We start from the raw sequence: 13,892 nt of genomic DNA on the forward strand, positions 1-13,892 counted from the left end.
CGTCCCGCCACCTCCGACTCGTCGTGTTCGGCGAGGGGGTGTGGACGACCTGGGAGAGGATGGGCCCATGCCCCGTGCCGGACTCGACAAGGACACCCGCGACGTCGCCGCCATGTTCGACGCCGTCGCCGACCGCTACGACCTGACCAACGACGTGCTGTCGATGTTCCAGGACCGCTCGTGGCGGCGGGCCACCCTCGACGCGCTGGGGGTCGGGCGCGGCGACCGGGTGCTCGACCTCGCGGCCGGGACCGGCACGAGCGCTGTGCCGCTGGCCGACCGCGGGGTGCGCGTGGTCGCGTGCGACCTGTCGCTGGGCATGCTCCAGGTGGGCCACCGGAAGCGACCCGACATCGCCTTCGTCGCCGGCGACGCCGGCCGCCTCCCGTTCGCCGACGAGTCCTTCGACGCGGTGACGATCTCGTTCGGGCTGCGCAACGTCCCGGACGTGGACGGCGCGCTGGAGGAGATGCTGCGGGTGACGCGACCCGGTGGGCGCGTGGTGATCTGCGAGTTCTCGCGCCCGACGAACAAGGCCTTCCGCGCGGTCTACGACCAGTACCTGTCCAAGGCGCTGCCGCGCATCGCCGGTGTGGTGGCCAAGGAGTCGGACGCGTACACGTACCTCGCGGACACCATCGCGGCCTGGCCGGAGCAGCGGGAGCTCGGCGTGAAGATGCGTGCGGCCGGCTGGGCGTCCGTCGCGTACCGCAACCTGTCGGGGGGGATCGTGGCCCTCCACCGAGGCTTCCGACCGTCGCCGGAAGGCGTGTGAGAGCCGCGTCGTCGCAGGTCAGGCCGCATGACCGGGACGAGCGTCCCAGGCCTGCCTGTCAAGTTAGGCCAGCCTTCGCAGACAGCCTCGCGACGGCGTGTATAGAGTCGCCGGGAGGGGGCAGGTGAACGTCGTCACAAGAGGGGTATCCAGTGGTGGCCGCAGGCTCCGATGACGCGGACGTCGTCGTCGTCGGCGCCGGTCCCGGAGGCGCCGCCACCGCCTACTGGGCGGCCGCGGCGGGCCTGGACGTGCTCCTCCTCGACAAGGCGTCCTTCCCCCGCGACAAGGTCTGCGGCGACGGCCTGACCCCCCGTGCGGTCGCCGAGCTCGTCCGCATGGGCGTGGCCATCCGCGAGGACGACGGCTGGATCCGCAACCTCGGGCTGCGCGTGCACGGCGGCGGGCACACCATCGAGCTGCCGTGGCCGGAGCTCTCGAGTTACCCCTCCTACGGCCTGGCCAGGCGGCGCACCGGGCTGGACCAGCTGCTCGTCGAGCACGCACGCGCCGCCGGTGCCAAGGTCCTCGAGCGCACCGCTGTCACCGGCCCGCTGCTCGACGAGCGCACCGGCCGCGTCGTCGGCGTCCGCGCTCGGCGCGAGGGCGACGAGGAGGTCGTCCTGCGCGCCCCGCTCGTCGTGGCCGCCGACGGCGTGAGCTCCCGCCTGGCCACCGGCCTCGGCCGCACCCCGCGCCCGGACCGCCCGATGGGCGTCGCGGTGCGGACCTACTTCCGGTCGCCGCTGCACGACGACCCGTGGATGACGAGCTACCTCGAGCTGTGGGACGGCGAGCCGGGGGCGAGCAACCTCATGCCGGGCTACGGCTGGATCTTCGCGCTGGGCGACGGCACCGTGAACGTCGGCCTCGGCTCGGTGAGCTCGACGAACGCCGCGACGAAGGTGGACTACCGCGACCTCTTCGCCACGTGGATGGCCAACACGCCGCCGGAGTGGGGCTTCACGAAGGAGAACCAGGACGGTCCGGTGCGGGGTGCCGCGCTGCCGATGGGCTTCAACCGCGGCCCGCTGTACGGCAACGGCCTCATGCTGGTCGGCGACGCCGCCGGCATGGTGAGCCCCTTCAACGGCGAGGGCATCGCGTATGCGCTGGCCGCGGGCCGGGTGGCGGCCGAGGCGGCGGCCCAGGGGCTGGCCCGAGGGTCGGCAGCCGGACGGGAGCGCGCGTTCGCCGCCTACCAGACGAGGATGAAGGACGACCTGGGCGGCTACTACACGCTGGGACGGATCTTCGTGAAGCTGATCGAGCACCCGCAGGTGATGCGCGCCTGCACGCGCTACGGTCTACCCCGCCCGCTGGTCATGCGCTTCACCCACAAGCTGCTCGCCGACTGCTACGAGCCCCGTGGCGGGGACGCGTTCGACCGCGTCATCGCGGCGATGACGAGGATGGCGCCCCGGGCATGAGGAAAAGCATGATCTGCTGTCCCGCGACGACTGCGTGGAGGTCCCGATGAGCAACCCGTACGTCCCGCTGCTGTGGATGATGGGCATCGCCGGCGTCATGGCGCTCGGCGGCGTCGGGGCGTCCGCGATCCTCGGCCCGCGGAAGTACAACCGGGCGAAGCTCGAGGCGTACGAGTGCGGGATCCAGCCGACGCCGCACGCGATCGGCGGCGGCCGGTTCCCCATCAAGTACTACCTGGTGGCGATGACGTTCATCGTCTTCGACATCGAGGTCGTGTTCCTCTACCCGTGGGCGGTGGACTTCGGCGAGCTGGCCTGGTTCGGCCTGATCGCGATGCTCGGCTTCCTCGCCCTCATCACGGTGCCGTTCGTCTACGAGTGGCGGCGCGGGGGGCTCGAATGGGACTGAGCGGACGCACGAGCACGACGAGGGAGGTCTGACATGGGCATCGAGGAGCACGCCCCCTCGGGGATCCTGCTGACGACCGTCGAGAGCATGGTCGGCTACGTCCGCAAGGCGTCGCTGTGGCCGGTGACGTTCGGCCTGGCCTGCTGCGCCATCGAGATGATGGCGACCGGCGGGCCGCGCTTCGACATCTCCCGCATCGGCATGGAGGTGTTCCGCGCCTCGCCGCGGCAGTCGGACCTCATGATCGTCGCGGGCCGCGTGTCGCAGAAGATGGCGCCGATCGTCCGGCAGGTCTACGACCAGATGCCCGAGCCCAAGTGGGTGCTCGCGATGGGCGTCTGCGCCTCGTCGGGCGGCATGTTCAACAACTACGCGGTGGTCCAGGGCGTCGACCACGTCGTGCCGGTGGACATCTACCTGCCGGGCTGCCCGCCACGTCCGGAGATGCTGCTGCACGCGATCCTCGCGCTGCACGACCAGATCCAGCACTCGCCCCTCGGCGTCGACCGCCGCGCCGCGGCCGCCGCGGCGGAGCAGGCGGCGCTGGAGGCCACCCCGACCTCCCACATGACGGGCCTGCTGCGATGACGGATCCGAAGGACGCGACCCGCGACGCCGCGGCGACGCCCGTGCCGACCGGTGAGAAGGCGGACGCCGCCGCGACGGTCAAGCCGGGCGAGTCGACCACCCCGGCCGCCGCGGCCGCCCAGGCGACGAGCGAGACGGCCCTCGAGGCGGGCGCGCAGAACACCGGCCGCGCGGGGGCGGGCACCACGATCCCGATCATCGACGTCCGGTACGGCATGTTCGGCGTGCACGGCTCCGGCGACACCTCCGGCTACGGCGGCCTCGTCGCCCCGGTGGCGATGCCCGGCCCGAGCGAGCGGCCCTACGGCGGCTGGTTCGACGAGGTCGTCGACATCCTCGCCGAGGTGCTCGACGAGTCCGGCACCGGCTTCGCCGACGCGGTCCCGTCCGTCGTCGTCGACCGCGGCGAGCTCACCCTGAACGTGGCGCGCGAGCACCTCGTCGAGGTGGCGCAGGCGCTGCGCGACGACCAGGACCTGCGGTTCGAGCTGTCGATGGGCGTCAACGGCGTGCACTACCCGCACGAGACCGGCGAAGAGCTGCACGCGGTGTACCACCTGGTGTCGGTGACGCACGGGCGCCGCCTGCGCCTCGAGGTGACGGCGCCGGACGACGACCCGCACATCCCGTCGACGGTCGGGGTCTACCCGGCCAACGACTGGCACGAGCGCGAGACCTGGGACTTCTTCGGCATCGTCTTCGACGGCCACCCGGGCCTGGCGCGGATCGAGATGCCGGACGACTGGCCGGGCCACCCGCAGCGCAAGGACTACCCGCTCGGCGGCATCCCGGTCGAGTACAAGGGCGCCACCACGCCGCCCCCGGACCAGCGGAGGTCGTACTCCTGATGAGCAACGTTCACGCCACCCGGCCCGTGGTGGACGACGAGGCCACGGCCGCGGTCCCCACGTTCGAGGCGTCCGGCGGCGACTGGTCGTCGATCGCCGAGGAAGCGGCGCGCCTCGGCGAGGAGCGCATCGTCGTCAACATGGGCCCGCAGCACCCGTCGACGCACGGCGTGCTCCGCCTGATGCTCGAGATCGAGGGCGAGACGGTGACCGAGGCCCGCGCGGGCATCGGGTACCTGCACACGGGCATCGAGAAGAACATGGAGTTCCGCACCTGGACCCAGGGCGTGACCTTCTGCACCCGCATGGACTACGTGGCGCCGCTGTTCCAGGAGGCCGGCTACTGCCTGGCCGTGGAGAAGCTGCTCGGCATCACCGACGACGTCCCGGAGAAGGCCTCCGTCATCCGCGTGCTGATGATGGAGCTCAACCGGATCGCGTCGCACTTCATCTGCCTGGGAACCGGCGGCAACGAGCTGGGCGCGACGACGATCATGACCCTGGCGTTCCAGGGCCGCGAGCACATCCTGCAGATCTTCGAGCTCATCACCGGCCTGCGGATGAACCACGCGTACATCCGCCCGGGCGGGGTGGTCCAGGACCTGCCGCCGGGGGCCGTCGACGCGATCCGTGAGGCGCTCGTCGGCGTCAGGAAGTTCGCGGGCGACCTGAGCAAGCTGATGACGGCCAACCCGATCCTCAAGCTGCGCTACCAGAACGTGGGGTACCTCAACCTCGCCGGGTGCATGGCGCTGGGGATGACGGGCCCGATCCTGCGCTCGGCGGGCCTGCCCTACGACGTCCGCAAGGCGAACCCGTACTCGGGCTACGAGACCTACGACTTCGACGTCCCCACCGGCACCAACGCCGACGCCTGGGACCGGATGATGGTCCGGTTCGAGGAGATGTGGCAGTCGATCCACATCGTCGAGCAGGCGCTCGACCGGCTCGCCAAGCTCGGCCCGCACGCGCCGGTGATGGTCGCGGACAAGAAGATCGCGTGGCCCGCGCAGCTGGCCGTCGGCCCCGACGGGCAGGGGAACAGCCTCGAGCACATCAAGGAGATCATGGGCACCTCGATGGAGGCCCTGATCCACCACTTCAAGCTGGTCACCGAGGGCTTCCGGGTCCCGGCCGGCCAGGCGTGGTCCGAGGTGGAGCACCCGCGCGGCGTGCTCGGCGTGCACGTCGTCTCCGACGGTGGCACCCGCCCCTACCGCGCGCACTTCCGCGACCCGAGCTTCAACAACCTGCAGGCGGTCTCCGTGATGTGCGAGGGCGGCAACCTGGCCGACGTCGTCGCGTCGGTCGCCTCGATCGACCCCGTGCTGGGAGGCGTGGACCGCTGATGTCGAAGCCGCATCCGAAGTGCAGCGGACGGTGGGGGTCGCCGCAGGCGGCGCCCGCCGGGAGCGAAACGCAGGGAAGGCTGAGCAATGGGCGCTGAGCCGCAGGGCCGCACCCTCGGCCAGACCCACGCGACGGGGTACGACGACGCGACGCGCGAGCGCCTCGCCGCCGACGCCGCCGCGATCATCGCCCGCTACCCGGAGCCGAGGTCGGCGCTGCTGCCGCTGCTGCACCTGCTGCAGGCGGAGGACGGCTACGTCTCCCCGCGCGGCATCGCGTTCGCGGCCGAGCTGCTCGGCCAGACGACCGCCGAGGTCAGCGCGGTCGCGACGTTCTACACGCAGTACAAGCGGCACCCGAACGGCACGTACACGGTGGGCGTCTGCACCACCGCGCTGTGCGCCATCATGGGCGGCGACGCGATCTGGGAGGAGCTCGTCGAGCACCTCGGGATCGGCAACGACGAGACCACCGACGACGGGGTCATCACGCTCGAGCACGTCGAGTGCAACGCCGCCTGCGACTACGCCCCGGTGGTCATGGTCAACTGGGAGTTCTTCGACAACCAGACCCCCGCCTCGGCGGTCGCGCTGACCGACGACCTGCGTGCGGGCAAGCCCGTGAGGCCGACGCGCGGCGCGGACACCGTCGTGACCTTCAAGGAGATGAGCCGGGTCCTGGCCGGGTTCCCCGACGGGCGGGCCGACGAGGGCGACACGGCCGGCCCCGCGACGCTCGTGGGGCTGAAGGTTGCCCACGAGCACGGCTGGGCCGCCGCTCCCTACGGGGACGAGAAGGAGGCGAAGTGACCACGACGCTCACGCCGGTGCTCTCGGCGAGCTGGGACGCCGACCACTCCTGGAGCCTCTCGTCGTACCAGCGGACCGGGGGCTACCGGGGCCTGCGCAAGGCCCTCTCGATGGCGCCCGCCGACATCATCGCGATGGTCAAGGACTCCGGCCTGCGCGGCCGCGGCGGCGCCGGCTTCCCCGCCGGCATGAAGTGGTCCTTCCTGCCGGCGCCGGACGGCGGCCCCCGCTACCTCGTCATCAACGCGGACGAGTCGGAGCCGGGTACCTGCAAGGACATCCCGCTCATCATGGCCAACCCGCACTCGCTCCTCGAGGGCATCGCCATCACGAGCTTCGCGATCGGCTGCCACCACGCCTTCATCTACATCCGCGGCGAGGTGCTGCACGCGACCCGGCGGCTGCAGCACGCGGTGGCCGAGGCGTACGACGCGGGCCTCCTGGGCACGAACGTGCTCGGCACGGGCTTCGACCTCGACGTCACCGTGCACGCCGGCGCGGGCGCCTACATCTGCGGCGAGGAGACCGCGCTGCTCGACTCGCTCGAGGGCCTGCGCGGGCAGCCGCGGCTCAAGCCGCCGTTCCCCGCGGTGGCCGGCCTGTACGCCCGCCCGACGGTGGTCAACAACGTCGAGACCATCGCCTCGGTCCCCGGCATCCTGCGGGGCGGCGCGGCGTGGTTCGCCGCGATGGGCACCGAGCGCTCGCAGGGCCACGGCCTGTTCAGCCTCTCCGGCCACGTCGAGCGCCCCGGCCAGTACGAGGCCCCGCTCGGCATCACCCTGCGCGAGCTGCTCGAGATGGCCGGCGGCGTCCGCCAGGGCCACCAGCTGAAGTTCTGGACCCCCGGCGGCTCGTCGACCCCGATCTTCACCGCCGAGCACCTCGACGTGCCGCTCGACTACGAGTCGGTCGGCAAGGCCGGGTCGATGCTGGGCACGCGCGCGCTGCAGATCTTCGACGAGACGGTGTCCGTCGTCCGGGCCGTCACGCGCTGGCTCGAGTTCTACAAGCACGAGTCGTGCGGCAAGTGCACGCCGTGCCGCGAGGGCACGTACTGGCTGGTCGCGGTCCTCAAGCGGCTCGAGGCCGGCGAGGGCCGGCCCGGCGACCTCGAGGTGCTGGCCGACTCCACCGACAACATCCTCGGGCGGGCGTTCTGCCCGCTCGGCGACGCGGCCTGCAGCCCCGTGCAGTCCGGCCTGCAGTACTTCCGCGAGGAGTTCGAGGCGGGCATGCACACGCCGGCCGACGTCCTGTTCCCGCCGGAGAAGAGTTCCTTGTTCGCCTACACGCCGCGCTCGCGCGCGCAGCTCGCGGGGGTGCACTGATGACCGTGACGACTCCCCGCAGCGGAGCGGCGACCCCGCTGGTCCCGGCCGCGCCCCCGGCGACGGAGCCCGAGCCGACGGCGACGGTGACGTTCAGCATCGACGGCATCGAGACGACCGTGCCGAAGGGCACGCTCGTCATCCGCGCCGCCGAGCAGCTGGGCATCCAGATCCCGCGGTTCTGCGACCACCCGCTGCTGGCCCCGGCCGGCGCGTGCCGGCAGTGCCTCGTCGAGGTGTGGGCGCCGCGCGGCGACCAGCTGGCCAAGTTCCCCAAGCCGCAGGCGTCCTGCACGCTCGAGGCCACGCCGGGCATGGTGGTGAAGACCCAGCGGACGTCGCCGGAGGCCGACAAGGCCCAGCACGGCATCATCGAGTTCCTGCTCATCAACCACCCGCTGGACTGCCCGGTGTGCGACAAGGGCGGCGAGTGCCCCCTGCAGAACCAGGCGATGAGCAACGGCCGGGCGACGAGCCGGTTCGTCGACGCCAAGCGCACCTACGCCAAGCCCATCAACATCTCCACGCAGATCCTCCTCGACCGGGAGCGCTGCATCCTGTGCCAGCGCTGCACCCGGTTCCAGGACGAGATCGCCGGCGACCAGTTCATCGACCTGCAGAAGCGCGGCTGGCAGCAGCAGATCGGCCGGTTCGACACCGGGATCCTCGGGATCCGCGGCGAGCTGCCGGTGGGCGAGTCCAGCATGGACGCCAGCGGGCAGCCGTTCGCGTCGTACTTCTCCGGCAACACGGTCCAGATCTGCCCGGTCGGCGCGCTGACCAGCGCGGCGTACCGGTTCCGCTCGCGGCCGTTCGACCTCGTCTCGACGCCCTCGATCGCGGAGCACGACTCGCAGGGCTCGGCCATCCGGATCGACCACCGGCGCGGCGTGGTGCTGCGCCGCCTCTCGGACAACGACCCGGCCGTCAACGCCGAGTTCGTCACCGACAAGGACCGCTTCGCGTTCCCGTGGCAGGCCGGCAAGGACCGCCTGACGGCGCCGCAGGTGCGTGAGGACGGGGTCCTGCACGCCACCAGCCTCACGGAGGCGATCGACGCGGCGGCCGCGGGCCTGGCGGCGGCGCTCGCCAAGGGCGGCGCGGCCGTCCTGCCCGGGGGCCGGCTGCCGCTGGAGGACGCCTACGCGTACGCCAAGTTCGCGCGCGTGGCGCTGCGCACCAACGACGTCGACCACCGGGCACGCCCGCACTCGGCGGAGGAGGCGGCCTTCCTCGCCCACCACGTGGCCGGGCGCACGCTCGACGTGACGTTCGCCGACCTCGACGTGGCACCCGCGGTGCTCTTCGTCGGGCTCGAGCCGGAGGAGGAGGGCGGCATCCTCTTCCTGCGGCTGCGCCAGGGCCTCCGGCGCACGAAGGGCCAGGTCTTCACGGTCGCGCCGTTCGCCTCGCGCGGGGTGGCGCGCCTCGACGGCACGCTGCTCAGCGCGGCCCCGGGCACGGAGGCCGAGGTGCTCGACGGCATCGCCGAGGGCGCCGACGGTCCGCTGGGCGCCGCGGCGGCCGGCCTGGCGAAGCCGGGCGCGGTCGTCCTCGTGGGCGAGCGTGCCGCGACCGTGCCGGGCGCGCTCTCGGCCGCGCTGCGGCTGGCCACGCGCACCGGCGCCAGGCTCGCCTGGGTGCCGCGACGTGCGGGCGAGCGGGGTGCGGTCGAGGCCGGCACGCTGCCGGGCCTGCTGCCGGGCGGCCGCCCGGTCGCGGACACCGCGGCCCGCGTCGACATGGCGGCGGCCTGGGGAGTCGAGTCCCTGCCGAGCGAGCCGGGCCGGGACCTCACCGCGATCCTGCAGGCGGCGGCGGACGGGCAGATCGCCGCGCTCGTCGTCGGCGGCCTGGAGGTGGCGGACCTGCCGGACCCGGAGCTCGCGCGACGCGCGCTCGACCGGGCCTTCGTCGTCAGCCTCGAGGTGCTGCCGTCCGAGGTGACGCAGCGCGCCGACGTCGTGCTGCCGGTCGCCCCGCCGGTGGAGAAGCCTGGCACGTTCGTCACGTGGGAGGGCCGCCCGCGGCCGTTCCCGCAGGTGCTCGTCAGCACCGCGCTCACCGACGCCCGGATGCTCGACGCGCTCGCCGACGCGCTCGGCACCCCGCTCGGCCTGCGCTCGCTCGCCCAGGTGCACGACGAGCTGGACCAGCTCGGCGGCTGGGACGGCGCCCGGGCCGAGGCGCCCGACGAGGCCGCCGCCGAGCCGCCCGCGGTCGACGAGACCCAGGCGGTGCTGGCGACGTGGCACCTGCTGCTCGACGCCGGCCGGCTCCAGGGCGGCGAGCCGTTCCTCGCGGGCACCGCCAAGCGGTCCGCGGCCCGGCTCTCGGCTGCCACGGCCGCCGCGCTGTGCGTCGCCGACGACGAGCACGTCACGGTCTCGACCGATGCCGGGGCGGTGACGCTCCCGGTGCTCGTGACCGACATGCCGGACCGGGTGGTCTGGGTGCCGACGAACGCCGCCGACTGCGCGGTCCGGGAGACGTTGCGCGCCGACGCGGGTGACGTGGTACGCCTGGCACGCGCCGACGAGGCGTCCGCCCTCGACGAGAAGGAGGTCACGGCGTGAACCGTCTGCTCGCCGCGACGGGCAACCCGGTGGTGGCCGACTTCAGCCACGACCAGTGGTGGGTGTGGCTGGTCAAGGCCGTGCTGCTGCTGGTGTTCCTCCTGGTCAGCGTGCTCATCGCGATCTGGTTCGAGCGCCGGGTCGTCGGCCGCATGCAGCTGCGTCCCGGCCCCAACGTGCATGGCCCCCTCGGCCTGCTGCAGTCGCTGGCCGACGCGATGAAGCTGCTCGTCAAGGAGGACATCAACGTCCGCGCGGCGGACCTGCTGGTGTACCTGGTCGCGCCGATGGTCTCGGTGTTCTGCGCGCTGCTCACCTACGCCGTGATCCCCATGGGGCCCGAGGTGAACTTCTTCGGGGTCCACACGCCGCTGCAGCTGACCGACTTCCCGGTCGCGGTGCTCTACATCCTCGCGTGCACCTCGGTCGGGGTGTACGGCATCGTCCTCGGTGGCTGGTCGTCGGGCTCGACCTACCCGCTGCTCGGCTCGGTCCGCTCCACCGCCCAGGTGATCAGCTACGAGCTGGCGATGGGCCTGTCGCTGGTCTCCGTGTTCATCGTCGCGGGCTCCATGTCGACCAGCCAGATCGTCGACTCGCAGACCCGGGTGTGGTGGTTCCTGCCGCTGATCCCGGCGTTCATCCTCTACGTCGTGTCGATGGTGGGCGAGACCAACCGCCTGCCGTTCGACCTGCCGGAGGCCGAGGGCGAACTCGTCGGCGGCTACACCACCGAGTACTCGTCGATGAAGTTCGCGTGGTTCTTCCTCGCCGAGTACATCAACATGCTCAACGTCTCCGCGGTCGCCACCACGCTGTTCCTCGGTGGCTGGCGCGCCCCCTGGCCGATCAGCGCGATCGGCGACGGCTACTTCAACCAGGGCTACTGGCCGCTGGCGTGGTTCGTCGTCAAGGTGTGGCTGCTCATGTTCTTCTTCGTCTGGGTGCGCGGCACGCTGCTGCGCTTCCGGTACGACCAGTTCATGAAGCTCGGCTGGAAGGTGCTCATCCCGGCCGCGCTCGTCGTCGTCGTCATCGTCTCCGTCTCGCAGGCGATCGCGAAGTTCGGCACCATCAGCTTCGGCGTCTACCGGACGTGGCTGATGGTGTTCGCCGGGGTCGTGGTCGTCGGGGCCGTGATCTCGATGTTCCTGCCCGAGCGCAAGAAGCCGGGTGCGCCGCCGTCGGCGAAGCCCACAGCCTTCGACGCCTTCGCGGACGGGTTCCCCGTGCCGCCGCTGCCCGGCCAGGTCCTCCCGCCGTCGCCGCGCGCGGCGCGCCGGGTCGCGACCCCGGTCGAGGCGTCCGTGGCGATCGCGTCCGGACCGACCACCACCGAGGAGGAGCCCCGTGGCTGACGAGCCCCAGCCCCAGTGGCCAGGTTCGACCCCGCCGGGCGGCGACGTCGCCCGGCAGGCGCCGGCCAAGCCCGTGGCCCGGCGGTCCACCGAGGTGGGCAAGCCGGCCGAGTTCCGCTCCCGCATGCCGCGCCCCAGCGGCGTCGGCGAGCTGCTCGCCCCGGCCGCCGGCTTCGGCGTGACGCTGTCGAACTTCTTCAAGAAGACCGTCACCGAGGAGTACCCGACCGAGAAGGTGCCGCCGAAGCCCCGCTTCCACGGCCGGCACCAGCTCAACCGGTACGCCGACGGCCTGGAGAAGTGCATCGGCTGCGAGCTGTGCGCCTGGGCGTGCCCCGCGGACGCGATCTACGTCGAGGCCGACGACAACACGCCCGAGGAGCAGTACTCGCCGGGCGAGCGCTACGGCCGCGTCTACCAGATCAACTACCTGCGCTGCATCCTCTGCGGCCTGTGCATCGAGGCGTGCCCGACGCGGGCGCTGACGATGACGAACGACTACGAGCTGGCCGGCCCCACCCGGGCGGGCCTCATCTGGGAGAAGCAGGACCTGCTGGCGCCGCTGCGCGACGGCATGCTGTCGACCCCGCACCCCATGGTGGAGGGCACCACGGACAAGGACTACTACCGCGGCGCGGTCACCGGGCCGACCCGGGAGCAGGAGGAGTGGGTGGCCGAGCACCGGCCCGACGACCCCTCGCTGCCGGTCAACGTCGCCGCGGGCATGCCCCCGGCGCCGCGCGGGGCCACCGCCCAGGCGCAGGCCGCGATCACCGCGGGCGCGACGAAGCAGGGGCGGCGAGTGCTGTGATCACCTCCCTCACCGACGCCGGGCAGACGACGACCGGCGAGGCGATCCTCTTCTGGATCCTCGCGGTCGTCATGGTCCTGGCGGCGGGCGGCCTGCTGTTCGCCCGCAAGGCGGTGCACGCGGCGCTGTCCCTCATCGTCGTGATGATCGGCCTGGCGTTCCTCTACGTCGCCCAGGACGCCCCCTTCCTCGGGGTGGTCCAGGTGGTCGTCTACACCGGCGCGATCATGATGCTGTTCCTCTTCGTCCTCATGCTTGTCGGCGTCGACGCCTCCGACACGCTCACCGAGACGCTGCGCGGCCAGCGCTGGATCGCCGCGCTCGGCGGTCTCGGCCTGGCGGTCGTGCTCGCCGGGGTCGTCGGCCGGGCGCACTACGGCCCGGCCGCGGGCCTGACGAACGCCAACGCCGACTCCAACCCGGTGGCTCTGGCGCGCCTGGTGTTCGGCAGCTACGCGTTCGCGCTCGAGGTGGTCGGCGCCCTGCTCATCACCGCGGCGATCGGCGCGATCATGCTCACGCACCGTCGCCGGCTCACGCCGCGCGTCACGCAGCGGGAGCGCTCGGCGGCCCGCGTCCTCGACGGCACCATCGCGGGCAAGCCCGCGCCGGGCGTCTACGCGCGGCACAACGCGATGGACGTGCCGGCCCTCGGCCCGGACGGCCGGCCGATCGACACCTCCGTCTCGCGCGTGCTGCGCGTGCGCGGCCAGGAGGCCGACGCGCAGGAGTACGCCGCCCGCATCGACCGCGTGCTGTCGGGCAGCTGGGCGACGGCGCCCGCGTCGGGCGTCGAGGCGGCCGAGCCCCCGGAGCTGGGCGAGGCCGGGCGGGTCGACGAGGCGGCCGCGGCCGGAGCGAAGGAGCAGTCGTGACCCTCACCCACTACGTCGTGCTCGCGGCGATCCTGTTCTCGATCGGCGCGACGACCGTCCTCGTGCGGCGCAACGCGATCATCGTGTTCATGGGCGTCGAGCTGATGCTCAACGCGACGAACCTCGCGCTGGTGACCTTCAGCCGCATGCACGGCAACCTCACCGGCCAGGTCCTGGCGTTCTTCGTCATGGTCGTGGCCGCGGCCGAGGTCGTCATCGGGCTCGCGATCATCATCTCGATCTTCCGGACCAGGCGCTCGGCGTCGGTCGACGACGTCAACCTGCTGAAGAGCTGAGGGACTCCGATGCTCATCACCGCCATCACCACCGACGCGGCGTGGAGCGGCGCGACGCTCGCCCCGTGGCTCGTCGGCATCCCGCTGCTGTCCGCCGCGGTCCTCCTGCTCGCCGGCCGCCGGTCGGACCGCTGGGGCCACTGGCTCGGCGTGCTCGCGCCGCTGGCCTCGCTCGTCCTCGGCGTCGTGCTCCTGCTCCGGATGCTCTCCGTGGCGGGCGACGCCCGGACGGCGACCGTGTCCCTCGGCCGCTGGATCGACGCCGGCACGTTCCACCTCGACGCCGGCTTCCGGATCGACCCGCTGTCGCTGACCTTCGTGCTGCTGGTGACGTTCGTCGGCACGCTGATCCACGTCTACTCCGTGGCGTACATGGAGCACGACGCCGACCGCCGCCGGTTCTTCGCCTACATGAACCTCTTCGTCGCGGCGATGC

Annotated in this window: 12 protein-coding genes and 2 pseudogenes; all 14 read left to right on the forward strand. The window is 72.3% G+C overall.

Features of this window, described 5'->3' with window-relative positions:
* Positions 1-67: 67 nt before the first annotated feature.
* The gene (locus BGO37_RS15155) at positions 68-775 is read left to right on the forward strand and encodes a demethylmenaquinone methyltransferase (protein WP_291756220.1); all 708 of its coding nucleotides are present in this window, start codon (positions 68-70) and stop codon (positions 773-775) included.
* Between the two features lie 152 nt (positions 776-927).
* Positions 928-2,205, forward strand: a complete 1,278-nt coding sequence (locus BGO37_RS15160) for a geranylgeranyl reductase family protein (protein WP_291756222.1) — start codon at positions 928-930, stop codon at positions 2,203-2,205.
* Between the two features lie 46 nt (positions 2,206-2,251).
* Complete coding sequence (locus BGO37_RS15165; protein WP_291756225.1) at positions 2,252-2,614, forward strand: NADH-quinone oxidoreductase subunit A; 363 nt, start codon at positions 2,252-2,254, stop codon at positions 2,612-2,614.
* 33 nt (positions 2,615-2,647) lie between these two features.
* Positions 2,648-3,202: an NADH-quinone oxidoreductase subunit B family protein gene (locus BGO37_RS15170; protein ID WP_291756227.1), complete on the forward strand. Its 555-nt coding sequence runs from the start codon at positions 2,648-2,650 to the stop codon at positions 3,200-3,202.
* Positions 3,199-4,050: an NADH-quinone oxidoreductase subunit C gene (locus BGO37_RS15175; protein WP_291756228.1), complete on the forward strand. Its 852-nt coding sequence runs from the start codon at positions 3,199-3,201 to the stop codon at positions 4,048-4,050. The genes BGO37_RS15170 and BGO37_RS15175 overlap by 4 nt, the downstream gene beginning before the upstream one ends.
* On the forward strand, positions 4,050-5,399 hold the full coding sequence (locus BGO37_RS15180) for an NADH-quinone oxidoreductase subunit D (protein ID WP_291756230.1): 1,350 nt from the start codon (positions 4,050-4,052) through the stop codon (positions 5,397-5,399). The genes BGO37_RS15175 and BGO37_RS15180 overlap by 1 nt, the downstream gene beginning before the upstream one ends.
* Positions 5,400-5,486: 87 nt before the next feature.
* Positions 5,487-6,188: pseudogene (gene nuoE / locus BGO37_RS15185) on the forward strand (NADH-quinone oxidoreductase subunit NuoE); the annotation flags it as partial.
* 17 nt (positions 6,189-6,205) lie between these two features.
* Positions 6,206-7,540, forward strand: a complete 1,335-nt coding sequence (gene nuoF, locus BGO37_RS15190) for an NADH-quinone oxidoreductase subunit NuoF (RefSeq protein ID WP_291756232.1) — start codon at positions 6,206-6,208, stop codon at positions 7,538-7,540.
* Positions 7,540-10,116: an NADH-quinone oxidoreductase subunit G gene (locus BGO37_RS15195; protein WP_291756234.1), complete on the forward strand. Its 2,577-nt coding sequence runs from the start codon at positions 7,540-7,542 to the stop codon at positions 10,114-10,116. The genes nuoF and BGO37_RS15195 overlap by 1 nt, the downstream gene beginning before the upstream one ends.
* Positions 10,113-11,474, forward strand: a complete 1,362-nt coding sequence (gene nuoH / locus BGO37_RS15200; protein WP_291756235.1) for an NADH-quinone oxidoreductase subunit NuoH — start codon at positions 10,113-10,115, stop codon at positions 11,472-11,474. Before BGO37_RS15195 ends, nuoH begins: the two co-directional genes overlap by 4 nt.
* Positions 11,475-11,598: 124 nt before the next feature.
* Positions 11,599-12,285 carry an NADH-quinone oxidoreductase subunit NuoI gene (nuoI, locus tag BGO37_RS15205; RefSeq protein ID WP_291756246.1) on the forward strand — a complete coding sequence of 229 codons (687 nt, stop codon included), beginning with the start codon at positions 11,599-11,601 and terminating at the stop codon, positions 12,283-12,285.
* Positions 12,282-13,160 (forward strand): NADH-quinone oxidoreductase subunit J, encoded by an 879-nt coding sequence (locus BGO37_RS15210; protein WP_291756237.1) that lies wholly within the window; start codon positions 12,282-12,284, stop codon positions 13,158-13,160. The genes nuoI and BGO37_RS15210 overlap by 4 nt, the downstream gene beginning before the upstream one ends.
* Positions 13,157-13,456, forward strand: a complete 300-nt coding sequence (nuoK, locus tag BGO37_RS15215) for an NADH-quinone oxidoreductase subunit NuoK (RefSeq protein ID WP_291756239.1) — start codon at positions 13,157-13,159, stop codon at positions 13,454-13,456. Before BGO37_RS15210 ends, nuoK begins: the two co-directional genes overlap by 4 nt.
* 9 nt (positions 13,457-13,465) lie before the next feature.
* Positions 13,466-13,892 (forward strand): annotated as a pseudogene (locus BGO37_RS15220) (NADH-quinone oxidoreductase subunit L); the annotation flags it as partial.

This window comes from Cellulomonas sp. 73-92 (assembly GCF_001898175.1).
GTDB lineage: Bacteria > Actinomycetota > Actinomycetes > Actinomycetales > Cellulomonadaceae > Cellulomonas.